This window comes from Bacillus sp. CBEL-1, from assembly GCF_004348885.1.
In the GTDB taxonomy this organism is placed as follows: Bacteria; Bacillota; Bacilli; order Bacillales; family Bacillaceae_H; genus Priestia; species Priestia aryabhattai_A.
The window spans coordinates 367839-391384 of record NZ_SBIM01000003.1 but is presented as its reverse complement, the minus strand read 5'-3'; the positions used below and the strand labels follow the sequence as shown (position 1 = coordinate 391384).

Genomic DNA, 23546 nt, shown 5'->3' with positions numbered 1-23546 from the left:
TTTCACCCTCTTAGTTATGATTATGAAGAAACCTACACAGTTTTAGCATGGCTAACATAAAGACTTTTATTCGTTTTAAAAGGTAAAGAAGCTTTCATCACGAATAACATAACAATGAAATATTTATAGTAGGAGGTACATAGATGACAACATTTAACTGGCATAAAGAAGCGCATTCACAGTGGAATGAAAAGGTTTCGTTTTGGAATCAAAAGAGTGAAAATATGTGGAAAAGCGGCAGTAGAAAAGGAGTTATCCCTTTAGTTCAACAGCACATTAAGAAAGATGGTATCGTCATAGATATTGGGTGTGGTGACGGATACGGAACGAGGCTGTTAGCAGAAGCAGGGTACAAAGCATTTGGAGTTGATTTATCAACAGAGATGATTGAAAAGGCAAAAGAATTACATCAGGATGTTGCTACGTTTGAAGCAGCAGATGTGATGGATTTACCTTTTGATGATGATTTAGCAGATGGTGTAGTCGTCATTAATGTACTTGAATGGACAGAACAGCCATTAGAAGCATTAAATGAAATTAAACGAATAGTGAAACCACAAGGACACGCATGTGTAGGTATCTTAGGGCCGACAGCACAACCAAGAACAAATAGCTACCGACGCTTATACGGAGAGAACGTCATCTGTAACACCATGATGCCGTGGGAGTTTGAACAGCTTGCCTCTGAAAATGGTTGGGAGGTTATAGGTGGTGAAGGTGTATATAAAAAAGGAGTTAATCAAGAAACAATTGTATCATTGTCCCCTAAACTGAAGCAGTCTTTAACCTTTTTGTGGTTATTTATATTGAAGAAAATGTAAAAAAGATAACATAAGACAAATGTAATTCAACATACCAATGAAGTAAGATTGTCAGATTAAAGAGGGATGAACGTGGAGCGAAAAAAACATGACATAACAAAGGAAAGTCGACCTCGTTTAATGCTTCCTGAAATAGGGCGAGTTGAAAAATGGTTTAAATTATCTCAAAAAGTGAACGTGACTCAATTTTGTACACAATCTGATGGGAAAAAGCGCGTATATAACAACAAGGATGCGGTAATCGATCACTCAACCTCTATGATTTTGGACCCTTGTTATGTGTCATACATTAATCTATTCGTTAATGGAGTTTTACAGCCTGCTACCTTATATGAAGTAAAAAGAGGCGTACTTATTTTAAAATCTGCAGACGTTCCAGCAAAGCATGTTCCCCTCATTCTACAATTTATTAAAATTGAACCTTAGGAAAGGTGTGAGGAACATATGCCAGCTGAATTAATTAAGCTTTTTATTACAGCTTCTAGCAACGTTACGGGGACAGTTGATACGACGACTACCACAGAGGTAAGTCCGGATTCTTTAAAATTTGTGGCAATTGTTACCGCAGGAATGGTAGTGGGGGATACAACGACCATTCCCGCTACTTCCTTTTTAGACGATAATGGAGACCCCGTTGCAGCACTGCCTACACCGGCAGCAGATAATGTGTATAACGTTTATATAAACGGAGTACTCCAACAAGCCGGGCTAAGCGTTATTACTCCTGCGCAGGTAACAATCAGTGCAGATGTACCGGTTGGTGTTCCTGTAGTATTAGAGCTTGATGATTTTGCAGATGTAACTTCAACGTCTACTTCTACTACGAACTTGGACGTTGATACAATCATTAATACGTAAGCATACTTCGTATATGCAAAAAAAAGGGAGTAACCGATGTTACTCCCTTTTCTACGTGTGTGAACCTATATAAAAGGAAAGGAATCTCTGTATCTAATGTAAGGTGGTTTCTTTAAACTCATGAATGACACTTGTTATTAAGAGAATATCTTTGTAAATCTCGTCTCTGATGCTTGAACATGAACAATTGCGATAATCTGCCAGCAACCTATTTAACTCGTGGTGAAACAGAAATGCTTCTTTTTTTGTAATCATTTTAAAAACTCCCTAACGTTTCAGTAAAGACTCCTGAGGTATGATGAGGAGCTGATAAACAGCTATACTGTTTATCATTAACGGATTCATTTAACATCATTCTGTTAAAAGTCTCTTTATATAGTATTTACTCTGTATTTACATAAATTAAACCTCAATTTGCAGTGTTTTTCTCTAGAAAATAGTGGGAATGGGTTTCTGTACGTGTCGCTATAAGCGAGCATGGCATAATTTAAATATAAGGAGGAGACAAGCGATATGAAAAAAATTTATCTTGATGCAGGACACGGTGGACAGGATTCAGGGGCTGTGTCAAATGGGCTTCTTGAAAAAAATTTAGTACTAAAACTTCAGCAATACATGATTCAATTTTTAAATGATCAATATGCAGGATTTACTATTCGCACTACGCGTACAACAGATGTTTTCTTGTCACTAAGCGAAAGAGCAAGTCGAGCAAACGCATGGGGAGCAGACGCATTTATGTCTATTCACGTGAACGCTGGAGGTGGAACAGGGTATGAAGATTATATTTATACAGGTCGAAGAGTTAGCTCTGTTTCATTACGAAATGCAGTACATGACGAAGTAAAGAAAATAATAAGTGGTTACAATCATCCAAATCGAGGGAGAAAAACAGCCTCTTATGCCGTGCTTCGCCGTACGAATATGCCAGCTGTTCTAACTGAAATTGCTTTTATTGATCGAGCTGCAGACGCGACTTTGCTTAAAAATGAATCGTTTTTACAGAATATAGCCTACGCCTATGCAAAAGGAATGGCAACTTTTTTAAATTTACCTACAAAATCAGGAGCTACACCTAAGCCAACTCCAAAACCAGTTCCAACTCCGCCAAAAGCACCAGCACCACAACAGCCAGAACCATCACAGCCTTCAGCTCCCCCGGCTTCAACTTCAGGAGATGCTGTTATTCGTACTATCCAACAAACGTTAAACTCTCGCTATAAAACAGGTATTGCTGTAGACGGCGTTTATGGCCCTAATACAAAAGCAGCGCTTATTAAAGGTCTACAGTCTGAGCTGAACACGCAGTTTAATGCGGGCTTAGCCGTAGATGGGATTTATGGGAGTAATACAAGGAATGCCGTTGTAAATGTCGTAGAAGGTGCTCGTGGAAACCTAACATGGATTGCACAAGCAGCGCTTTACCTTTCTGGCCACAATCCTGGAAATGTAGACGGGATTTTTGGTTCCAACACGTTAAATGCAGTCAAAGCATTTCAGCGCAGCAAAGGTCTTTCCGCAGATGGAATTATAGGTGCGAATACATGGCGTGCATTATTTTAAAGAAATAAGCGGACTCTATATAGAGTCCGCTTTGTTTGTGACCAGATTCTTTCATTTCCATTCATAAGGCGTTTCTTGGTAAACATAATAGTTTAGCCAATTCATAAACAAAAGATTTGCATGTGAGCGCCACGTTTTGAGCGGAGCACGGGTTGGATCGTCATTCGGAAAATAGTGCTCAGGAAGCTTTGCATCCATTCCTTTTGTTTTGTCGCGCATAAACTCATCTTGTAGTGTTTGGACATCATATTCAGGATGACCCGTCACAAATATGAACTTTTCATCCTTTGACATGACTAAATAGACACCAGCTTCTTCTGAGTGTGATAGCAACATTAAATCAGGGTGAGCTCTCACTTCGTTTAAGTCCACATCTGTATGGCGTGAATGAGGAGAGAAAAAGAGATCATCAAAGCCTCTAAGAAGCTTAATAGGTTCTTGAAGACAAGTATGTGTAAACACACCTGTACACTTTTCGTCAAGCGGTCTTTTATCAATGTTAAAATGATGATATAACCCAGCTTGAGCTCCCCAACAAATATGCATCGTTGACGTAACGTTTGTCTTACACCAATCCATAATTTCAGTTAGCTCTGACCAGTAATTTACATCTTCAAATGGAATATGCTCAATTGGTGCACCAGTAATGATCATGCCATCAAACTTTTGGTGTTTAATTTGCTTAAAGGTTTTATAAAACTGTTCCAAATGATTTTTACTCGTTGTCTTTGCTTCATGAGTTGCTGGGTGCAAAAGCGTAATATGTACTTGCAACGGTGAGTTCCCCAGCAGGCGAAGCAGCTGTGTTTCCGTTTTTTCTTTTTCAGGCATTAAATTTAAAATCGCAATATTTAAAGGGCGAATTTCTTGATTAAATGCCCGTACATCATCCATGATAAAAATACGTTCTTTTTCTAAAATTTCTTTTGCTGGTAGATCACGCGGGATGTTAATAGGCAATAAAACTTCCTCCTGTTTTTTCGTAATATAACGTGCAATCAACCCCTATATAGGATGAACGCACAGATTTTTATCTCTTGAATGGTTTTTCAAAGACAGTTTTCATTTCTATATACAATACACTATTATATGAATATACAGAATATTAATCAACTGAATTTTCGAAAAAGTGTAGTTTCTTATTCGTAATTTAAGTCAAAGGTGATACAATATACAACAGTAAGTGCTAGATGATACTTAGATAGGACTAATATATATAAATAAGGTTCTTTTAATGGTAAAAAGAGCGTGCATTCATTTGTATGAAAAAGGAGAAGGATAATATGACAACCAAGAAACAAGTGAAAAGTGATTTACAAATCGCTCAAGAAGCAAGAATGAAACCGATTAAGGATATTGCAGCTCAGCTAAGTATTTTAGAAGAGGAGCTTGAGCCATACGGTCATTATAAAGGAAAGCTTTCACTAGATATTATGGAACGCCTAAAAGACCAAAAAGACGGTAAGGTTATTTTAGTGACGGCCATTAACCCGACTCCCGCAGGTGAAGGGAAGTCTACGGTAACTGTAGGGTTGGCACAAGCGCTTCAACAGCTGGATGAAAAAGCAATTATCGCGATGCGTGAACCTTCTTTAGGTCCAGTCATGGGGATTAAAGGAGGCGCAGCCGGTGGTGGCTATGCCCAAGTTGTACCGATGGAGGACATCAATCTTCATTTTACGGGAGACCTTCACGCCATTACAACAGCGAACAATGCACTATCAGCTATTATTGACAATCACATTCACCAAGGTAACGAATTAGGAATTGATACGCGTAAAATAACGTGGAAGCGCGTTGTTGACTTAAATGATCGTGCACTTCGTCAAGTAGTAGTTGGACTTGGCGGCCCAGTTCAAGGTGTACCAAGAGAAGATGGTTTTGATATTACAGTAGCATCAGAAATTATGGCTATTTTTTGTTTGGCAACAAGCGTTCAAGATTTAAAAAAACGATTAGCTCGCATTGTAGTGGGTTATACATATCAAAATGAGCCAGTAACAGTCGCTGATTTAAATGCAGAAGGAGCACTAACTCTTCTTTTAAAAGAGGCGATTAAGCCTAATCTCGTCCAGACGTTAGAGCATACGCCAGCTCTTATACACGGCGGTCCATTTGCTAATATTGCCCATGGATGCAACAGCGTTATTGCAACGAAGATGGCGGCTAAACTAGGTGATTATGTTGTCACAGAAGCAGGATTTGGTGCTGATTTAGGAGCAGAAAAGTTCTTAAATATTAAAGCTCGAATGGCAGATATTCAACCTGAAGCTGTTGTGCTGGTTGCAACCGTACGCGCATTGAAAATGCACGGAGGTGTTCCAAAGACTGAGTTAAGTAAGGAAAATATTGAAGCGCTACAAGAAGGCATGAAGAATTTAGAAAAGCATATTGAAACAATCCGAGCATTTGGAGTTCCATGCGTCGTAGCAGTAAATCGCTTCATTACGGACAGCAAGGGAGAAATTGAAACGATTATGAGCTGGTGTGAGGAAAATAACATCAGAGTTGCCCTCACAGAAGTGTGGGAAAAAGGTGGCGCTGGTGGTGTGGACTTAGCGAGAGAACTTCTTGATATGATGAAAGCAGAAGAGTCGAACTTCGCACCGATTTATGATGTATCCGCGACAATTGAAGAAAAAGTAGAAACGATTGCAAAAGTAGTATACGGAGCAAGCGGCGTAGACTTTTCGTCTAAAGCTCAAAAGCAAATCGCTCAGTTTGAACAATATGGCTGGTCCTACTTGCCGATTTGTATGGCCAAAACACAGTATTCGTTAAGTGATGACCAAGATTTATTAGGAAGACCTGAAAACTTCCGCATCACAATTCGTGAGTTTAAGCCATCGATCGGTGCAGGTTTTCTAGTTGCTTTAACAGGATCCATTATGACGATGCCTGGCCTCCCGAAAAAACCAGCAGCGCTAAATATGGACGTTGATGAGAACGGACAAGCAGTAGGAATCTTTTAATAAGAAGAGGCGATGGGTGCATCGTCTTTTCTTATTTTTTCCAAAATGCGTATGTTATTATAGGAAATGGTTAGAACAAGTAAAAGGTTAAATTATTTTATTGTAAAGAAAGTAGTGGAACAATGTTCGATCCAATTGTATTTGATAACTTAAAAGTGGTTGTGGAAGGAGAAATATACGATTTAGATTTATCGGGACAAGTATCGGTTGTAAATCGTGAAGACTTAATGGACTTAGCTCGTTTTACAAGAACGTATCGTATTTCATTTCAACAGCATTCGTGCTGTACGGCAACCTTAGCGCTTTCAACAGATTTAGATAATATTCACGCTGAATTAACGCCGTCTCGGCAGGAAAAGCCCGGCTGTACGGTATTTATCTCTTTTTATATGAAGCAAGCTGTTGCTTATACAAATGAAGACTGCAATGAAATCCGAACGCTATGTGAGAAGGTATGGGGAGCAAATCGCGTAATTGAACAACGAGTCATTCATAAAGTTGATACTAACGAATATGAAAATGAAGTAAAAGTGGTATTTAATCGTTTTGTTTATGAAGACCAAGTGGCCGATTTAATCGAAATGATTGACTATATGCTCCAAACAACAGACCAGTTGAAAAGTTACTATGATCAGCAAACACAAGATGAGAACTTATAAATTGTTGAAACGACACCTCATGCATTACAATAAAGGTATGAACGATACTTTACTAAATGGAGGTCGAATGTATGTCAGTTTATGAGTATTCTGCAAAAACGATTAAAGGTGAAGAAGTGTCGCTTTCCCAGTATGAAGATAAAGTTTTGGTCATTGTTAATACAGCAAGTAAGTGCGGCTTTACTCCTCAGTATAAGGAGCTTCAGGCACTTTATGAAGAAATGAAGGATCAAGGCGTAGAAGTTCTTGGCTTCCCTTGTAATCAATTTGGTGGTCAAGAGCCGGGCAGTGCAAACGATATTGAACAGTTTTGTGAATTGAATTACGGAGTATCTTTTCCAATGTTTGATAAAGTGGATGTAAAAGGTGAACATGCACATCCTTTATTTACATACTTAGCCGAAGAGGCGCCTGGTGTGTTTGGATCTAAAACGATTAAATGGAACTTCACCAAATTTCTTGTCAACCGTCAAGGGGAAGTAATTAAGCGCTATGCGCCACAAACTGCACCAAAAGATATAAAGAAAGACATTGAAGAATTAATTTAACAAACAGCAGGTGAGCATAGTGTTCATCTGCTTTTTTGTTACTCAAACACCCTGAGCTTCTTTGTGGTAAAATAAATTGAATAAATGCGTTTCATAAGGAGGCTAAAATGAGGCGGACGATAAAAGAAGCAGAAGCATTTGTGAAAGAAAAGCTCGCACATGACACTACGGGCCACGACTGGCAGCATATTAATCGCGTGCGTAATTTAGCTATGCTTCTATGTGAAAAAGAAGGCGGCAATAAACAGGTAGTCGAACTGGCTGCTTTATTTCATGATGTTGTAGATGATAAACTAGTGGTTGATGTTGATAAAGCATATAAAGAAGTAGAAGAGTGGCTGATGGTTCACGAAATTGACCCAAAGGATTGTCATCATATTATACATATTTTAAAGACAGTGTCTTTTAAAGGTGGAAACCGACCGAAAATGACGACGTTAGAAGGAGAAGTTGTGCAAGATGCGGATCGCTTGGATGCAATTGGAGCAGTAGGTATCGCGCGAACATTTATGTATGCAGGAGCTAAAGGTACACCCTTATACAACCCTTCAATTGAGATTCGAGACGTGATGTCAGAGCAAGAATATCGAAACGGAAAGTCAACGGCCGTTGCGCATTTTTATGAAAAGCTACTGAAGTTGTACGAAGGAATGAATACATACACAGCTAAAGTAATTGCAAAGGAACGCCATGACTATATGCTTGGTTTTTTAGCACAATTTAAGAAAGAGTGGAATTATAAAAATGAAAATGATTACGATTGAAGAATTAACAAAAACGTACGGAGAAAAGAACTTATTTAATCACTTAACCTTTACCATTACTGAAAGTGAGCGAATTGGATTAATCGGTGTCAACGGTACAGGAAAGTCAACGCTGTTAAAAATTATTGCGGGGCTGGAAATAGCAGATAGTGGGGAAGTAGTGCACGCGAAGGATTACCGTATTACGTATATGCCTCAACACCCTGATTTTAATCCTGAACTTACAGTACTAGAGCAGGTTTTCAGCGGTGACACGCCTCTTCTTCAGCTTTTAAAGCAATATGAGCTTGCACTGTACGAGCTTCAGCGCGATGCTTCAAGTGAAAAAGCACAGCAGAATTTATATAACCTTCAGCAAAAGATGGATGCAATGAATGCATGGGAAGCAAACTCTAGTGCTCAAGCCGTTCTAACAAAGCTTGGAATTACAAATATGCAAGAGAAGATTGGGGCATTATCTGGTGGTCAGAAAAAACGTGTCTCTATTGCTCAGAGCTTAATTCAAACGCCGGATCTTTTAATTCTAGATGAGCCGACAAACCACTTGGACTATGAAACTGTAAAATGGCTAGAAGAATATTTAGCAAAGTATCAAGGTGCCGTTTTGCTCGTGACGCATGACCGTTACTTTTTAGACGCTGTGACGAATCGCATCTTTGAATTAGATGGTGGGAATTTATACAGCTACAAAGGAAATTACGGAGCGTTTTTGGAAGGGAAAGCACTTCGTGAAGAGCAAGAAAAAGCAACTCAATCCAAGTTAAGTAATTTATATCGTAATGAATTAGCGTGGATTCGACGTGGTGCCAAGGCACGAACAACGAAGCAAAAAGCGCGAATTCAGCGATTTGAAGAGCTTGAAGGAAAAGTAGGAAGTACTGAAAAAGAGGGGATGGATATAAGCTTAGCAGGCAGTCGTTTAGGGAAGAAAGTTGTTGAATTAAAAGAGGTGTCAAAAGCATTTGAAGGTAAGACGCTCTTGAGCGATTTCACTCATATTGTGAAAAAAGGAGATCGTATTGGGATTGTCGGTAAAAATGGAAGTGGGAAGTCAACGCTTTTAAACATGCTTGCTGGTCGTATTGAACCCGATAGTGGAGAGGTTGATCGTGGGCAAACCGTTAAAATTGCGTACTATACGCAAGAAAGTGATGATATGGACTTAAATAAACGAATGCTAGATTATATCAAAGAATCAGCTGAAATCGTCCAAACGACGGATGGAAAAGTTATTTCAGCTTCGCAAATGCTTGAACGTTTTTTATTTCCTTCTCATGCACACGGAACGCCAATTCGAAAGCTTTCAGGTGGAGAACGTCGTCGCCTTTATTTATTGAAACTTCTAATGACATCACCGAACGTGCTGCTGTTAGACGAGCCAACAAATGATTTAGATACACAAACGCTAACGGTATTAGAAGATTATTTAGAGGAATTTCCCGGCGTTGTTATTACCGTTTCACATGATCGCTATTTCTTAGATAAAGTCGCTGACTACTTGTTAGTATTTGAAGGAGAAGGGGTCATTTCAACTTATTACGGAGCTTATACAGATCAGCTGGAAGAAGCAAGACGTCAAAAGCAAAAACAAGTGCAAGAGACCAAAGTAAAAGAAGAAAAGCCTAGAGTCCAAGAAAAGCAGAAAAAGCGTCGTTTATCATATAAAGAGCAAAAAGAATGGGATGAAATTGAAGACAAAATTGCAGCCAAAGAAGGGGAAATTGAACGCTTAACAGCTGAGATTGAACGAGCTGGAAGTGATTACTCTAAAGCTCACACCTTATCAATGGAACAAGAGCAGGCAAACGATGATTTAAATGAGCTGCTAGAACGCTGGACGGAGCTTTCGGAACTGATTGAAGAAATTGAAAATGCATAAAAGCAGGTGATTAGACCCTCTGTTTTTGAGCATGTTACAATGTAAAAAAATGAATTTGAGGAGTATGAGTGTATGAAGATTAAATCAATTGAACCCACACCAAGTCCGAATACAATGAAGATCAACTTAAATGAAGTGTTGCCTGGAGGAAAAAGCAACAACTACAATAAAGATAATAGTCATGAAGCCCCAGCAGTTATTCAAGAAATCATGAAAGTTGAAGGTGTAAAAGGTGTATATCACGTCGCTGATTTCTTAGCAGTTGAGCGTAATGCAAAGTATGATTGGAAGCAAATTTTACCTCAGGTTCGCGCAGCTTTTGGAGAAGACGTACAGAGCGAGGCTGAAAATCAGCAGATTAATGAACATTACGGAGAAGTAAGCGTAGCTGTTCAGCTATTTAAAAACGTTCCTATGCAAGTAAAGTTAACGGACGGAACAGAAGAGAAGCGATTCGGTCTTCCAGAACGGTTTGCAAAAGCGGTTGCTGAGGTTCAGCAATTTGCATCAAACGTTGTATTAGAGCGTAAATGGAAAGAGCAAGGCGTTCGCTACGGTGAACTACAAGCAATTGGAGAAGATGTTGTAGAAGAGTTATCAGCGGCCTATCCTGAGGAGCGTTTGAATCGACTTGTCCAGCTTGCAAAGCAAGAAGAAAGTGGAGAGCAAGTTGTAAAGCCACGCGAAGCCTATAAAGTAACACAAGAAATGTTAGATGAGGAAGAATGGACAGTTCGTTATGCTCATTTAGAGCAAATGAATCCTACAGAGGAGGATTTACCCGTACTGAATAAAGCACTTGATGATGAAAAAGCATCCATCCGCCGCTTAGCAACTGTCTATCTTGGAATGATTGAATCGAAAGAAGTCCTTCCATTTTTGTATAAAGCTTTAAAAGATAAGTCTGTAACGGTTCGTCGTACTGCAGGAGACTGTATGTCAGATTTAGGATTTGAAGAAGGAATTGCTGCGATGTGTGAAGCGCTGCAAGATAAAAGTAAGCTTGTACGCTGGAGAGCAGCGATGTTTTTATACGAGGTAGGAAACGATACGGCATTACCAGCTTTAAAAGCAGCTGAAAATGACCCAGAGTTTGAGGTCGATTTACAAATTAAACTAGCAATTGAACGAATTGAAGGCGGAGAAGAAGCAAAAGGCTCCGTTTGGAAACAAATGACGGAAAGTCGTAAAGGGTAAGAAAAAAAGAGCATTCAGCTGAATGCTCTTTTTTATGTGTGAGAAGGAAATTGCAATGGTTTCATTGTATTATTAATAGTCATAGACTGATAATGATTAGAATGTAAGTACGTTAATATAGTAGGCAAAGACTGTGCGGTAAAAGGTTTATCGTGAAATAAGATAACAGGTGTTTGACCGCTTGCATTAACGTGTTCAATATGTGGCTCAATGGACTGGATAATTTTTGGTGCAGAGCGTAACGCCCAATCCTCACTATCAATATTCCAATCCCATAGCTGATAACGAGAAGTCAGCTGTGTTCTATGTGGTTCTTTTAAGTACGGAACGCTACCAAACGGTACACGGATGAGCTTGCTGTCAACGCCAGTTACGTCTTTAAGAGTGTTTAGGCACGTTGTCATTTCGTTTAAAGCGGCTCCATCTTTCCCATACATCTGATGAATATCATGTGAAACTCCGTGACACCCGACACTATGCCCTTCAGCAACAATGCGTTTAGCAATGTCAGGATAGCGATCAATTTGATTCTTTAATAAAAAGAACGTTGCTTTAACGTTATAGTCTCTTAGAGTATCTAAGATTTTTGGAGTATCATTGTTGGGTCCGTCATCAAACGTAATAAAAACTGGTTTAGTAAGCGGTTCGTTGCGGTCGTTTAGCGTATTTGCTAAATATGCGCTGTGATGCAATGTGTTTAACGTCTTATTCGCATAGTTTGCACTATTTTCTTTTTGTGGCATTGGTGTGTAAGCCAAAGGTTCTTTTACGGCTGGGCTCATTGTTTGTGCATTCGTGTATTTACCGATTACTGCCAATAAAAGAAAAATGAGTAGTGCTAAGCTAATTCCAATGTACAAGTGTTTTGGTTTCTGTAAAGCCGGTTTCAATGAAAAAAATCCTTTCTGTGTATAAACTTCTAACTATAACTATAGTATAAAAAATGGAAGAATAATAGTAAAATACGGCAAAAATTGAACGAATTTTAGTAATTGCGGCTTCTTCTCAACTTATGTAGTACTGAAGGGAGCTCCAGCTAGATTTTTCCTGGCATTTGTAGTATGATGTGTGGATGAATCATTGTAAGGAGGAAGATTACGATGTCAATGGCATATGAAGAATATATGCGTCAGCTTGTGAAGCCGATGCGTGAAGAGCTAACTCGTGCTGGGTATAAAGAGCTTACAACAGAGGAAGCGGTAACAGAGTTTATGGAAAATGCAGAAGGTACAACGTTTGTTGTTGTCAACTCAGTATGCGGATGTGCTGCTGGATTAGCTCGTCCTGCGGCAACACAAGCATTTTTACATGCTGAAAATAAACCGAATCAAGCGGTTACCGTATTTGCTGGCCAAGACAAAGAAGCAACGGCAAAGATGAGAGAATATTTTGGTGATATTGAGCCATCTTCTCCATCAATGGCGCTATTAAAAGGTAAAGAAGTTGTTCACTTCATTCCACGTCATGAAATTGAAGGTCAATCATTAGAAGCTATTTTTGAAAATGTTTTAGATGGTTTTAACAAGCACTGCTAATTTATAGTGTGCTACGAAGTAGATGAATAACGTAAGGCGTAAAAAGGATGTCTTCAGGCATCCTTTTTCTTCTGTGTAAAAAAATGTAGCTTAGGAGGAAAGGAGTAAAAATAATGATTGTAACGACAGCTGGCAGAACGGATGAGGAAATGATCAGCTTTGCTAAAAGCGTAGCAAATGATTTGCACATTCCATACGTTGCTCGAGCGAAAGCATCTGTAAAAACGTTGCAGAATAAAGAAAAATCAAATCTTCTAGTTGTTGGAAAAGAGCGAATGGAACTACATATTCAAGAAGTAGAAGAACCATTTTTCTTTCACCCAAACTCAGCAATGTTTCGTGCAAAGCGGCTGTTAAAGGGTGAACAAGACCCGTTCGTTCAAGCCACAAAATTAACAGCTGGTATGAGTGTATTAGACTGCACCCTTGGCCTGGCTTCTGACAGTATTATAGCCAGCCTTATCACCGGAGAAAGCGGGCTGGTAAAGGGGCTGGAAGGGAATCGCTTTATGGCCTATTTATTAAAGCATGGCTTAAAAACGTGGAAAAGTGGCATTTGTGAAATAGATGAAGCGATGAATAGAATTTCTGTTGTTCACCAAACTTTTGAAACATATCTTCATTGCTGTGAAGATAATTCATTTGATATCGTCTATTTTGATCCCATGTTTGAAGCAAATCTCTCTGAGTCTAACGGAATTCAAGGGTTAAAGCAGCTTGCTTTATACACACCGCTAACGGAGGAAGTAATAACGCAGGCAAAGCGAGTTGCAAGGAAGCGTGTTGTGTTGAAAGATCACTATAAAAGTACGCGTTTTCTTGATCATCAATTTCATGTATATAAGCGCAAAACAGCAGCTTTTCATTACGGTGTTATTGAGATAAATGAAAGTAGATAAACTGAAAATATGGTTTATATTCACCATAAAAGAGGTAGAGGGAAACTAAAACCAGCATCAAAATTTTTTTGACTATATCTTTTAATTGAGAAAAAAGTTTTAAAAAAAAGGTGAAAAAAATTGAAATGTGATACAATACACACTATATTAAAAATAGTTGAATGAAAGAAGAATTGAAAGGACCGATAATGATGCCTAGATGGTTGAAAAGAATGCTCGTTGTATTAATTACGGTATTTACATTTGGGCTTGTCACGCCACCTGAGTATTTATACGTTGATGACGCGAAAGCCGACAAGCAGCATAAATCAGGATATATACGTGATGTTGTGCCTTCCACAACCACGTTTGAAGATGCTGAGCTTCCCTCTATTCACTTTAAGTTTGAAGACGTTGATTCATTTGTTGCATATGCAATGGACCAAGCAGAGAAACAGTCCGTTGAAAAATTTGGAACGAAAATTGGACCTGTTATTGAAGATGAATTTCGTGGTGCTGTCCTACCTGAGATTGAAAAAGTCCTTACTGATATTGGTACAGAAAGAGAACAAGATATTACAAACCTAGAGATAAGTGAACATCCAGCTTCGGGTTACGGAGAGAAAATTTTTCATGTATATGATCTGCAGTCTGGGCAAGATTTGATTCGCTTTCATGTGCGGCGGGAGAATCCTCCAAAAGATGGATATTGGTTTAACTTCCATTATCATAAAGCAGAAGATAATTTTCAAAAGCACTATACGTTAGGGAAAATTTATTGGAACCGTAATATGCCTCCAAAATGGATGTCGTAATTAGGTTCAGTGACTAAAACTAGATTTTGATAAATCTAGTTTTTTTGTATTTCTCCTCAATAATAGGCTATGTAAGAAGAGTAGATGCCAAGATTTGCTTGGAAGTCTTTTCTGTTTTGTGTGATAGCATAAAGCTAGGGGAGGAACAGCAGGTGAAAAAGAGAATCTTATTTGTTTGCATGTTGTTGCTCGGAATCGGTCCGACAATAACATATTCTTCGTTTGAACGAAATTACACGCTATTAAAAAATGTGGATGTTGGAATGGAAACAAGCAACCAATCCTACATTTCTAGCTATCTAAATGAAATAGTTTACGTACCAAAAGACAGCTATAACGAACAAGAAGTAATGACCAGCTTGCACTATATTAGTCGCATACCGTCACCGCTCTTAAAAGAAATGGTTGAAAAAGAAATTAATATAAAGTTATTTAATGGGCAACTAACTGATGAGCCAGGTTTTCTGTTTTTAAGAGGGAAAGTACCAAGAGGCTATGAGCTTTCGAGTAAGGTATGGGATGATGTCCCTGGAGCAGGAGGTTCAAAAACGGTTTATGTGAAAATTGGTCACAGCGAAAAAGGGCAAGGGCACGGTTCGGTAAACTTAGAACTGCACGAGATTGCTCATACGGTGGATCGTCATATCTTGCACAATCTCCGTCATAAAGATCAATTCTTAAAGGTTTGGAACGAAGAAAAACAGGTTCTATTTCCGAATCAGCACTACTTTTTACACTATCCAGAAGAATACTTTGCTGAGGTGTTTGCAATGTATTATGCAAATTCCTTCACCCGTAGTTATTTAAAAGAAAATGCTCCACAAACAACTCGTTACTTACAAAAGGTCATTGATGCACGGAACTTCTAGGATACCAAGCAAGTAATATGATAAACCAAAACAAATTCGTTATAATAGAGATAAGTGATTTGACAAAGATTGTTAAACATGAACATAATTGTATGAAGTTTGTTATTGGAGGATTTATTAATGAAAAAAATTACGGAAGAAAAACAGTTTCATGAACAAATCAAAGGAGAAGAGCTAAGCGTTGGTATCTTCACTACAACATGGTGTCCAGATTGTAAACGCCTTGACATGTTCATTGATGAAATTATTGAAGAAAATCAAGATAAAGCTTGGTTTGAAGTCGATAAAGATGAATTTGAAGAACTTTCTGCAGCAAATAATGTAATGGGAATTCCATCGCTTCTTGTCTATAAAAATGGTGAAAAAATTGCACATCTTCACAGTGCAAACGCAAAAACACCTGAAGCAGTGCGTGAGTTTTTAAGCTCAATCTAATTTGAAAGCTACTTGTTTATATGAGCAAGTAGCTTTTATTGTATAGAGTTTTGAACCCGATTATTAGATGAAAAACAAGCTTGTAGAATACGAACGTATGTTTTGTAATTCTTGTATGGAAATAAAAGGTGATACGGAGGGGTTTTGAATGTACATAACAGTAGAAGACTTTATTAAAGAATGGAACCGGGAAGCCCTGCTTACTCAAAAAGTTTTAGAAGGTCTAACTGATCAAGCGTTAACTCAAAAGGTGTATGCAGAAGGCCGCACTCTAGGAAGAATTGTATGGCACTTTACAACAAATATTCCAGACTATTTGGTTCATTTTGGGGTGGAAATAGCTAAGCTAGAAAATGCTGAACATATGCCCTCCTGTGCTAAAGAGTTTGTGGAAACTTTCAATAAAATCAGCTTACAGGTAGCAAAAGCGATTAGCCAGCAGTGGACAGATGAAACATTAAAAGAAGTACAAACAGCCTTTGGGCGACAAGAGACGAATGCTCAAATCTTAATGGGATTGATTAAGCATATTATCCATCATCGTGGACAAGTTACGGTTCTTATACGTCAAGCTGGGCTTGAACCTTTTGGTGTATACGGTCCCACAAAAGAAGGATGGGAAGGTAGAGGCGTTGAAAATCCTCCTCTTTAAAGATAATTGGGCTATAAAAAAAGAGTCTTTTTAAAGACTCCAATGACTTACCCCTAAATTTTCAGCCTATCATAACCATACAATAGCAAAAGCATCTATGCCTTACTATTACTTTGATAGAACTTCTGACCTGAAATGTATGAACGTTATGTTGATTTTCTATTTCCATTTTGAATGGAGTGCGTTATACTAAGACAGGTGAATAATCGTGAAGCAATAAGGTCTCAATTTTAACATTGAGTGAAAAGGGAAGTTTGGTGCAAGTCCAACGCGGTCCCGCCACTGTAAACGTTAGATGTCTAAAGATGCCACTGTTTGAAAAATGGGAAGGCTTAGTACATCATATACGTAAGTCAGGAGACCTGCCTTATTGTCAACTGTGAAACCTTCGAGGAGAGGGGAAGCAGGGTATTTGACGTACATAAACAGTGCGAAAGTCATTCGCATCATTTAACGTTACCTGCTTTACTTTCGATTGAAAGTAAAGTTTTTTTATGTGTGCTGAGCGACTTCATAACCGATACATAAATAGGAGGGGTTATCTAAATGAAAAAGTGGTTATCATCTGTTATTGTTGCGATGTTCCTTGTTGTTCTTGCAGCCTGTGGCGCAACTGATGAAGGAAGCAAACAAACAGAACAAACAAAGCAAACAGAAGAGCAAGCTGTTACGGTTAAAGATGCAAGAGGAGAAGAAGTAACGGTTGAACAAGCACCTAAGAAAATTGTTTCTCTTATGCCAAGTAACACGGAAATCGTTTATGAGTTAGGTCTTGAAAAGGAATTAGTTGGCGTAACGAGCAACGATGATTATCCTGCAAGCGTGAAAGAAAAAGAACAGGTAGGGGATATGAATATCAACGCGGAAAAAGTTATTTCATTGAATCCAGACCTAGTGTTAGCTCACGGTTCGAGCATGGGAATGTCGGATGAAGTTTTCAAGCAGATTGAAAGTGCAGGTATTCCGCTATTCGTTGTAAACGATGCAACGGATTTTAATACCGTGTATGAAACAATTGAAAACATCGGGAAGCTAACGAATAAAGTAGAAGAAGCAGATAACACGGTGAACGAAATGAAAGCTGCTGTTTCAGAAATTGAAGAAAAAGCGAAAGAAATTAAAGATGAAGATCGTAAGAAAGTATGGGTAGAAGTTTCACCTGCACCTGAGATTTATACAACTGGTAAAGGTACTTTTATGGATGAAATGATTAAAACAATCGGAGCAGAAAACGTAGCTGGAAATGAAGAAGGTTGGGTAAAACTTTCGGAAGAGAAAGTGGTTGAGCTAAACCCAGATACAATTGTTACAACCTATGATGGGGACGCAAAAGAAATTAAAAGCCGTCCAGCATGGAGTGATATTACAGCTGTAAAAGAAAATCAAATTGTAAACGTTGATTCTAATAAAACAAATCGACCTGGACCACGAATTGTAGAAGGGTTAGAAGAGTTCGCAAAAGCCGTATATCCTGAGGTGTATAATTAATCGAGAAAAGGACCATATTCCAATTCAAAAAGGAATTGGTCCTTTTTTATCGTTACGTCTTCAGCAGGATGATGAATTATTAATGATGAAAACAAGTACACCGTTTAAAGCTTACAATTCAGGTGTGCTAGGAGACGGCATGATTGAGACCAATGTTTTTTATAATCGCTTTGTAAATAAATACTACCGTGCTGATTCACCAGCCGAAGAATATAGAGCATTTTTAAAAGAAAAAAGCTTCGTTTATGATAAAGTAGTAGGGTTAATGACGGCTGTTTATTTGCGCAATAAATCGGTTTATACATATTGTAAAGACGGTCTGACAATCTCATCCATTATTACTGCCGGGGTTGGTAATGCTGTGGATTTGACGAGTGATGATATTACTCCATTTTCTTCACAGCCTGGGACAATTAATATGTTCATATTTATTGACGGAAAGTTAACGGATGCTGCGTTTTTACAGTTATTTATTGCAGCAACAGAAGTGAAAACCCGAATGCTGTATGAGTTAGGAGTGCAAGATCCAAACACACAGACACTTGCGACAGGGACATCTACGGATAGCGTTTGTATTGCTGCGAGCCAAAAAGGTAGCTTGTATGAGTACGGCGGATCTATGACGGTTCTGGGACAAGCGGTAGGAAAGCTCGTTAAACTAAGTTTACTTGAAACAATTCAAAAAAGGTGATGTGTATGGAATTTCAACAATTAATTGTAGCGCATTTGTTAGCAATCTCACTAGCGCTTGTATTAGATGCTATTATCGGAGATCCTGTAAATTGGCCACATCCCGTCAGGTGGTTTGGAAGCTGGATTTCTTTTGTTGATAAGCGTTTAAATCAAGGTAAGTTTCAACGAATGAATGGTTTGTTTCTTGTATTAAGCATGGTAGTGTGGTGTTTTATACTACCTTTAATTCTTTTAACTGCCCTATACGAAACCTCATACTGGATTGGAATTATAGTTGAAGGAGTGGTAATTGCTACAACAATTTCAACAAGGTCTTTGGGAGAAGCTGCCTATAAAGTAGCACACCCTTTACAAAAAGGTGACTTACAGGAAGCACGCTTTCAAGTGGGGATGATTGTGGGAAGAGATACTGATCAGCTTGATGAAAGCGAAATTGCTAGAGCAACAGTTGAAACAGTGGCGGAGAATACCAGTGATGGCATTACAGCTCCTTTGTTTTTTGCTTTTTTCTTAGGTGGAGCGGGTGCTTTTTTTTATCGAAGTATTAATACGTGTGATTCAATGGTTGGCTATAAAAATCCTATGTATGAAAAGTTTGGATACTTTAGTGCGAAGTTAGATGACTGGCTGAATTTTATCCCTAGTCGGCTGACAGCGTTTATTATGGTTATTAGTAACGTAATGCACAGTGAATTTACAGCAAAGCATGTGTTTAGCATAATTAAAAGGGATGCACCTAAACACCTGAGCCCAAACAGCGGCTATGGTGAAAGTGCTGTTGCAGGTTTGCTTGGCATTCAGCTCGGAGGTCGAAACACGTATAAAGGAATTGTTTCAAATCGTGCGAAAATGGGAGATCCCCTTTATTCTTTAAATGTTAGTCATATTTTTAAAACAGTCCAAGTGATGAAGCGGACCGTTTGGTGTACTTGGTTTTTTTATTTGATAGGAGGGATATTGATTGGCATTACCTACACATGGAGCTAATCCGGCTGTTTTTCTAGAGGCGATAGGCCAAAATACAGAACGTTCATTCATTGATTTTAGCGTAAATACAAACCCTTTAGGGGCACCAGATATCATCAGTGAAAATTGGGATGTGCTTAGAGAAATCGCTTTTTCTTACCCTGATCCTGACGTGCAAAAGTTAACGGGTCTCATTGCCCATCACCATAAGCTTACTTCTGGTGAAATATTAGTAACAAACGGTGCAGCAGAAGCCTTCTTTTTGCTTGCTTCCATATTTTCAAACGAAAAGGTAGGGATTTTACAGCCTACTTTTATTGAATATGAACAGGCGAGTTTAGCTCATGGCTGTGAAATCATTCATATTTCTCTGGAAGAAACAGATAATTGGAATTGGAATATGTCGGAAATAAAACAAAAGCTTCCAATCTTAAAAGCGATATGGATTTGTCATCCCAACAACCCTACCGGACGAATGTATGACATAAATGAGTGGGAAGAGCTAATTGACTTAGCTCATCGTGAGAAGACTTATCTGGTTGTTGATGAAGCGTTTATTGATTTTGTAAAGGACGCCTCTTCGTTTGATCGGTGGATTCAAAGGTGTCCATATTTAATTGTTGTTCGGTCTATGACAAAAATGTTCAATATTGCTGGAGCAAGGTTAGGGTATGTTTTAGCTCATCAAGACGTTATTACTAAGTTGAAGCAAAAGCAGCCCCCTTGGAGTGTGAATGGTGTGGCGCAGCAAATTGGGCAATGGTGCTTATCTGAAATCGAGTTCGTGAATAAGACGGTCGAGTACATTGATAAAGAAAGAAATCGAGTGATAAACGAGTTGCAAAACCTAGGATTTAACGTATCTCAGTCAGTAACTAACTATTATTTATGCAGCATCCCAACGAGCTATACTGCCGATGGGTGGCTGGCATTTTTAGCGCAAGAAGGAATTGTAGCAAGACATACTGAAAATTTTCTAGGTTTAAATGGTCGATATGTTAGATTAGCCGTCAAAACAAAAGTAGAGAATGACCAGCTCCTAAGCGTGTTAAGAAAAGGAGTGGAAGCTTAATGTTAGTGTTTGTCACTGGTGGTGTTCGCAGCGGAAAGTCAGCAGCGGCAGAGTCCTTTGTCGAAAAACTAATGATCAATCGCGCTATCTATCTAGCGACTAGCCGCGTCACTGATCATGAGATGCAAGAGCGAATTGAGTTGCACCAACAGCAACGAAGTAACTCAGGGTTGTCGTGGTTGACTATTGAAGTTCCCAATAACATATCTAGTATTTATTCATTGATTCAAGAAACGGATCTTATTTTGCTAGACTGTGCGACAAATTGGCTGGCAAACGAGCTTTTTACCAAAGAGGAAAAGTGGCAATCTACCTTGAAAGCGAACGAGCTGGTTAATGAAATGATAGAGGTGATTCATCAATTGAATAAGCGATGTCAGCACCTTGTCATCGTATCAAATGAACTGTTTGAATCGGGTGTTCTAAAAGGACCGACGTTTATCTACATGAAGTTACTGGGAAGGATTCATCAAGAGATTGTGGATCAAGCAGACGTAGCGATTTCTGTAGAAGCGGGTATTCCCTATTACTATAAGGGAGATGAAACAGCATGGCAGTAAAAGAGTGGATAGTCATCGCACGCCTAGCCCTTCAGTTTTTTACAATTCTACCAACGGCAAAAACGATTCAATGGACGGAAAAGCGCACGGCGAAAGCACTTTATTTTCTACCGTGGATTGGTGCTTGTATAGGGGCAGTTAGCTATAGTTTGTTTGTAGGTCTGGAGTCGTTAGGAGTGAGCTCTGTGACTATTGCAGTTTTGCTTATGGTAGCCAGCGCAATACTCACAGGAGGCTTACACTTAGATGGGTGGATGGATGTGAGTGATGCTTATTTCTCACACCAACCAAGAGAAAAAAAACTTGTGATTTTAAGTGATCCTAATATAGGTGCGTTTGCGGTGTTATCAATTTTAGCCCTATTAGCTCTTCGTTTTAGCGGAATAAATGAGCTGATGAACACTCATCAATCAATTGATTTAGCTGCGTTTATGAGTGCGTTTATATTGCCGCGTATTGTAGCAGGATGGATTTTACTTTGGGGTCAGCCAGCCAAAGAAACAGGATTAGCTTCATACTTTCAAAAGGGTTCAACTGAAAGACAAAAGTGGATTTATGCGACAATGAGCATACTAATGATTGCAGGTCTTGTCTATTTCATGGAAAATAAAGCTGTGATTTTAATTGGTGCAATGGCTGTTTTTATCTGGATTAAATTTTATCGTGCTCAGTTTGGAGGCATTACGGGAGATGTTGTTGGAGCAACGATTGAAGGAGGCGAGACGCTTGTATGGGTGAGTATGTGGATATGCTATTTATTCGGCACGGTTTAACAGAACCCAACAAGCTGCGCCAGTACATTGGATGGAGTAATCCGTCGCTAAGTAGCGAAGGGATTGCACTGTTGAAAGCGTCTAATATGGTGCCAGACCTAGTCGTTGGAAGTGATTTGTATCGTACGCAAGAAACGGGCGCAATTTTATTTCCGCAGCAGCCCTATGTAGCTTTAAGAAACTGGAGAGAGCTCTCATTTGGCGATTGGGAAGAGTGTACGTATGAACAGTTGAAAAATGATTCAGCGTATCGAAAGTGGATTGATGCTCCTTTTGAAGAACAACCGCCGAACGGAGAGGATTTCGAAGCCTTCTCTAGTCGAATTTGGAAAGCTTGGGATCAAACAGTCGACTTGATGTTGCAACAAAAAGCTAGTTTAACAGCCGTTGTCACTCACGGTGGACCTCTTCGTTTCATTGCCTCTTATTTTCTAGAACAATCCTCATTTTGGGATCATTCTTTTTCGTATGGAGAAGGAATCCGACTGCGTTTCAATAAGGATGATATAAGGGAGAGAAAGCCATGCATTTCGTATTCGGTGGTGCGTTCAATGGAAAGCGAAAATGGATAAAGAAACAGTATGATAACCAAATTACAGCGTGGTATAGTGCCTATGAAAATCCGATAAAAGTGCCTACACTCGTAAAAGGAGATCAATACATAGTTATAGAAGGAATAGAACGATACATTAAAGAATTAATTGATAGTGGTAAAACTGTTGAGGAAGTGTGTTGCTACTTCAATGAACAATTACAAGCATGGCGAGCTGAGAATTTGCTAGCAAATATAATTGTTATTGGAACAGAAATTGGAAAAGGGATTGTTCCATTAAACCAAAATGACCGCAGTTGGCGTGATGCATGTGGCTATGTCTATCAAATGCTTGTAGCAGAAGCGGAAACAGTTGATCGCATCTGGTATGGAATTTCGAATCGAATAAAGGAGGATATAAAGGAATGAATATCTATACAAAAACAGGAGACAAAGGGCAAACGAGTTTAATAGGAGGGCGTGTAAATAAAGACGACATTCGAGTGGAAGCTTACGGAACAATCGATGAGTTAAATAGCTATGTAGGTCAAGCGATTGCTCAGTTAAATGACAGTGTATTTAATGAATTAAAAGAAGAGCTTGTGACTATTCAACACGAGCTATTTGACTGTGGAAGTGATTTAGCTTTTGCTAGAGATGACCACCCTTATAAAGTTGAAGCAAGTATGATTGAAGTGTTAGAGCGAAAAATTGATGAGTATATGAAAGAAGCCCCTGAGATTGAACGTTTTATTTTGCCAGGCGGAACACAAGCGGCAGCCACACTTCATGTGTGCCGCACGGTGACAAGAAGAGCAGAAAGGTTAGTTGTTGGGGTTCAGCGAGAGTTTAAAATTAACGAGGCGGTCCTTCAATATTTAAATCGTTTATCCGATTACTTCTTTGCAGCTGCTCGCATTGCCAACTCACGAGAAAATGTGAAAGATGTTGAGTATATTCGCAGTGCGAAAGTATTTAAAAAAGGAAAGACAAAATAAATAAAAGCGTGTGGATAGT

At 38.9% G+C, this 23546-nt stretch carries 27 protein-coding genes and 1 riboswitch; of the genes, 25 read left to right on the top strand and 2 right to left on the bottom strand.

Annotated features, from left to right (window positions below; all coding sequences use genetic code 11):
- Positions 1-143: 143 nt before the first annotated feature.
- The 4 genes from EPL02_RS02130 to EPL02_RS02115 all read left to right on the top strand — a co-directional run bounded on the left by EPL02_RS02130 (position 144) and on the right by EPL02_RS02115 (position 3242).
- Positions 144-821 carry a class I SAM-dependent methyltransferase gene (locus EPL02_RS02130; RefSeq protein WP_025907682.1) on the top strand — a complete coding sequence of 226 codons (678 nt, stop codon included), beginning with the start codon at positions 144-146 and terminating at the stop codon, positions 819-821.
- A gap of 72 nt (positions 822-893) precedes the next feature.
- Complete coding sequence (locus tag EPL02_RS02125; protein ID WP_062686836.1) at positions 894-1247, top strand: DUF4183 domain-containing protein; 354 nt, start codon at positions 894-896, stop codon at positions 1245-1247.
- An 18-nt stretch (positions 1248-1265) separates the two neighbouring features.
- Positions 1266-1679 carry a DUF4183 domain-containing protein gene (locus EPL02_RS02120; RefSeq protein ID WP_131886895.1) on the top strand — a complete coding sequence of 138 codons (414 nt, stop codon included), beginning with the start codon at positions 1266-1268 and terminating at the stop codon, positions 1677-1679.
- Positions 1680-2192: 513 nt separating this feature from the next.
- Positions 2193-3242, top strand: a complete 1050-nt coding sequence (locus tag EPL02_RS02115) for an N-acetylmuramoyl-L-alanine amidase (protein ID WP_131886894.1) — start codon at positions 2193-2195, stop codon at positions 3240-3242.
- Between the two features lie 51 nt (positions 3243-3293).
- Here EPL02_RS02115 and metA read toward each other — a convergent pair whose 3' ends face one another.
- On the bottom strand, positions 3294-4202 hold the full coding sequence (metA, locus tag EPL02_RS02110) for a homoserine O-acetyltransferase MetA (RefSeq protein ID WP_094909734.1): 909 nt from the start codon (positions 4200-4202) through the stop codon (positions 3294-3296).
- Between the two features lie 323 nt (positions 4203-4525).
- Here metA and EPL02_RS02105 point away from each other — a divergent pair, with 323 nt between their 5' ends.
- The 6 genes from EPL02_RS02105 to EPL02_RS02080 all read left to right on the top strand — a co-directional run bounded on the left by EPL02_RS02105 (position 4526) and on the right by EPL02_RS02080 (position 11261).
- Positions 4526-6214, top strand: coding sequence for a formate--tetrahydrofolate ligase (locus tag EPL02_RS02105; protein WP_131886893.1), 1689 nt, complete (start codon positions 4526-4528; stop codon positions 6212-6214).
- 122 nt (positions 6215-6336) lie between these two features.
- Positions 6337-6873, top strand: a complete 537-nt coding sequence (locus EPL02_RS02100) for a hypothetical protein (RefSeq protein ID WP_094909736.1) — start codon at positions 6337-6339, stop codon at positions 6871-6873.
- 71 nt (positions 6874-6944) lie between these two features.
- On the top strand, positions 6945-7421 hold the full coding sequence (locus EPL02_RS02095; protein WP_094909737.1) for a glutathione peroxidase: 477 nt from the start codon (positions 6945-6947) through the stop codon (positions 7419-7421).
- Positions 7422-7528: 107 nt separating this feature from the next.
- Positions 7529-8185, top strand: coding sequence for an HD domain-containing protein (locus EPL02_RS02090; RefSeq protein WP_094909738.1), 657 nt, complete (start codon positions 7529-7531; stop codon positions 8183-8185).
- A complete protein-coding gene (locus tag EPL02_RS02085) occupies positions 8166-10064 on the top strand; it encodes an ABC-F family ATP-binding cassette domain-containing protein (RefSeq protein WP_131886892.1) in 1899 nt (632 codons plus the stop codon). Before EPL02_RS02090 ends, EPL02_RS02085 begins: the two co-directional genes overlap by 20 nt.
- 72 nt (positions 10065-10136) lie before the next feature.
- Positions 10137-11261, top strand: a complete 1125-nt coding sequence (locus tag EPL02_RS02080; RefSeq protein WP_131886891.1) for a conserved virulence factor C family protein — start codon at positions 10137-10139, stop codon at positions 11259-11261.
- Positions 11262-11293: 32 nt separating this feature from the next.
- On the opposite strand, the gene EPL02_RS02075 is transcribed toward EPL02_RS02080, so the two are convergent.
- Entirely contained in the window at positions 11294-12151 is an 858-nt protein-coding gene (locus EPL02_RS02075) for a polysaccharide deacetylase family protein (protein ID WP_286175167.1), read from the bottom strand.
- 210 nt (positions 12152-12361) lie between these two features.
- Between EPL02_RS02075 and EPL02_RS02070 the strand changes: the two genes are divergently transcribed.
- From EPL02_RS02070 to EPL02_RS02000, 15 genes are all read left to right on the top strand, one after another.
- A complete protein-coding gene (locus EPL02_RS02070) occupies positions 12362-12796 on the top strand; it encodes a BrxA/BrxB family bacilliredoxin (RefSeq protein ID WP_061785039.1) in 435 nt (144 codons plus the stop codon).
- A 113-nt stretch (positions 12797-12909) separates the two neighbouring features.
- A complete protein-coding gene (locus EPL02_RS02065) occupies positions 12910-13695 on the top strand; it encodes a class I SAM-dependent methyltransferase (RefSeq protein WP_131886890.1) in 786 nt (261 codons plus the stop codon).
- A gap of 191 nt (positions 13696-13886) precedes the next feature.
- Positions 13887-14489 carry a YpjP family protein gene (locus EPL02_RS02060; RefSeq protein WP_165932496.1) on the top strand — a complete coding sequence of 201 codons (603 nt, stop codon included), beginning with the start codon at positions 13887-13889 and terminating at the stop codon, positions 14487-14489.
- A gap of 152 nt (positions 14490-14641) precedes the next feature.
- Entirely contained in the window at positions 14642-15358 is a 717-nt protein-coding gene (locus tag EPL02_RS02055) for an anthrax toxin lethal factor-related metalloendopeptidase (protein ID WP_131886889.1), read from the top strand.
- A 120-nt stretch (positions 15359-15478) separates the two neighbouring features.
- Positions 15479-15793, top strand: a complete 315-nt coding sequence (locus EPL02_RS02050; protein WP_131886888.1) for a thioredoxin family protein — start codon at positions 15479-15481, stop codon at positions 15791-15793.
- 148 nt (positions 15794-15941) lie between these two features.
- Positions 15942-16445 (top strand): DinB family protein, encoded by a 504-nt coding sequence (locus EPL02_RS02045; RefSeq protein ID WP_131886887.1) that lies wholly within the window; start codon positions 15942-15944, stop codon positions 16443-16445.
- A gap of 202 nt (positions 16446-16647) precedes the next feature.
- Positions 16648-16829: riboswitch (cobalamin riboswitch) on the top strand.
- Between the two features lie 162 nt (positions 16830-16991).
- Positions 16992-17933 carry an ABC transporter substrate-binding protein gene (locus EPL02_RS02040; protein WP_131886886.1) on the top strand — a complete coding sequence of 314 codons (942 nt, stop codon included), beginning with the start codon at positions 16992-16994 and terminating at the stop codon, positions 17931-17933.
- 82 nt (positions 17934-18015) lie between these two features.
- Positions 18016-18624, top strand: a complete 609-nt coding sequence (locus tag EPL02_RS02035; RefSeq protein ID WP_286175164.1) for an adenosylcobinamide amidohydrolase — start codon at positions 18016-18018, stop codon at positions 18622-18624.
- 5 nt (positions 18625-18629) lie between these two features.
- A complete protein-coding gene (gene cbiB / locus EPL02_RS02030) occupies positions 18630-19613 on the top strand; it encodes an adenosylcobinamide-phosphate synthase CbiB (RefSeq protein WP_131886885.1) in 984 nt (327 codons plus the stop codon).
- Positions 19588-20664, top strand: a complete 1077-nt coding sequence (cobD, locus tag EPL02_RS02025; protein WP_094909749.1) for a threonine-phosphate decarboxylase CobD — start codon at positions 19588-19590, stop codon at positions 20662-20664. Before cbiB ends, cobD begins: the two co-directional genes overlap by 26 nt.
- Positions 20664-21224: a bifunctional adenosylcobinamide kinase/adenosylcobinamide-phosphate guanylyltransferase gene (locus EPL02_RS02020; RefSeq protein WP_094909750.1), complete on the top strand. Its 561-nt coding sequence runs from the start codon at positions 20664-20666 to the stop codon at positions 21222-21224. Before cobD ends, EPL02_RS02020 begins: the two co-directional genes overlap by 1 nt.
- Positions 21215-21997, top strand: a complete 783-nt coding sequence (locus EPL02_RS02015; RefSeq protein ID WP_094909751.1) for an adenosylcobinamide-GDP ribazoletransferase — start codon at positions 21215-21217, stop codon at positions 21995-21997. Before EPL02_RS02020 ends, EPL02_RS02015 begins: the two co-directional genes overlap by 10 nt.
- On the top strand, positions 21955-22569 hold the full coding sequence (locus EPL02_RS02010; RefSeq protein ID WP_094910151.1) for a histidine phosphatase family protein: 615 nt from the start codon (positions 21955-21957) through the stop codon (positions 22567-22569). Before EPL02_RS02015 ends, EPL02_RS02010 begins: the two co-directional genes overlap by 43 nt.
- Positions 22521-22958 carry a bifunctional adenosylcobinamide kinase/adenosylcobinamide-phosphate guanylyltransferase gene (locus EPL02_RS02005; RefSeq protein WP_094909752.1) on the top strand — a complete coding sequence of 146 codons (438 nt, stop codon included), beginning with the start codon at positions 22521-22523 and terminating at the stop codon, positions 22956-22958. The genes EPL02_RS02010 and EPL02_RS02005 overlap by 49 nt, the downstream gene beginning before the upstream one ends.
- Complete coding sequence (locus tag EPL02_RS02000) at positions 22955-23527, top strand: cob(I)yrinic acid a,c-diamide adenosyltransferase (protein ID WP_094909753.1); 573 nt, start codon at positions 22955-22957, stop codon at positions 23525-23527. The genes EPL02_RS02005 and EPL02_RS02000 overlap by 4 nt, the downstream gene beginning before the upstream one ends.
- Positions 23528-23546: the final 19 nt, after the last annotated feature.